Here is a 303-nt window from a genome sequence, read left to right as displayed (position 1 = left end):
ACGATGACAAACGCCGCCCGGTTGATCCGGGCGGCGTTTTCAATTGTGGGTCTGCCAGCATTATTCCGCTGCGCGGCGAAACCCCTGGGCGGGGTTGAGCGCGTCAGAAATCTGGAACGCCATTTCCAACGCCTGATCGGCGTTCAGGCGCGGATCGCAATGAGTGTGATACCGCGAGGACAAGTCAGCCTCGGACAAGTGTCCTGCCCCGCTCACGCACTCGGTCACATCCTGGCCGGTCATTTCGAAATGGACCCCGCCAGGCTCCAGACCTTCGGCCCGCAGGACTTCGATGAATTGCCG

Annotated in this window: 1 protein-coding gene; it reads right to left on the bottom strand. The window is 61.4% G+C overall.

Annotated elements, in window-relative coordinates; translation table 11 throughout:
• Window positions 1-60: 60 nt before the first annotated feature.
• On the bottom strand, window positions 61-303 hold a 243-nt coding region (locus E5162_RS14590; RefSeq protein WP_135945975.1), incomplete at its 5' end, for a 3-deoxy-7-phosphoheptulonate synthase.

Origin of the sequence: Marinicauda pacifica (genome assembly GCF_004793635.1) — a bacterium.
Lineage (GTDB): Bacteria > Pseudomonadota > Alphaproteobacteria > Caulobacterales > Maricaulaceae > Marinicauda > Marinicauda pacifica.
This window is presented reverse-complemented; position numbering and strand designations above follow the sequence as displayed.